The organism is Streptococcus sp. CSL10205-OR2, assembly GCF_025660655.1.
In the GTDB taxonomy this organism is placed as follows: domain Bacteria; phylum Bacillota; class Bacilli; order Lactobacillales; family Streptococcaceae; genus Streptococcus.
On record NZ_JAOTIN010000034.1, the window covers coordinates 1 to 539 of the forward strand.

Annotated in this window: 1 protein-coding gene and 1 pseudogene; both read right to left on the minus strand. The window is 35.3% G+C overall.

Going from position 1 to position 539, the window contains the following annotated elements:
• Window positions 1-175: pseudogene (locus N7659_RS08105) on the minus strand (IS3 family transposase); the annotation flags it as partial.
• A gap of 95 nt (window positions 176-270) precedes the next feature.
• The coding region (locus N7659_RS08110; protein ID WP_263276602.1) for a Cna B-type domain-containing protein at window positions 271-539 on the minus strand (269 nt) is incomplete at its 5' end.

Here is a 539-nt window from a genome sequence, read left to right on the forward strand (position 1 = left end):
GATAGTAGCTATTCTTTCTTTTTCTAACACTCTCAACACCATATCTATCCATAAGCTTTACCAAGTACTTGAGACTGGCAAGATTAACATCGTATGCTTCACTAATTTGAGACCAGCTTCTTCCATTCCTTCTTAGTGTATAGATTTCTAGTTTATCGTCATCACTTAATTTCATAAGAAAAACACCCCATTCGTTAGATTTTTTGTCTAACTTTTGGGGTGCAGTTCATTTTTAGCAGGGTTTTTTCTAGTTAATCACTAGGAAAATGATTAGTTGTTAGCGTAGCGTTTGTAAGCAAAGAGACCTGCTAAGCCTGTTATTACTAATCCTACTAAACTAAAGAATAGAGTTGATGATTCCCCAGTTTTTGGTAATGGTTTTTCTGGATGATGAACATTAGTAATGTCATAACCCTTAATCACTGTGGTATAACCTTTAACAGCGTCTTCTGATAGGCTATACGCGATTTTCTTTCCATTCTCATATTCTGGAAGATTCTCAAAGCTATATGACCAGTTGTCTTTTGCTGTCACAATAG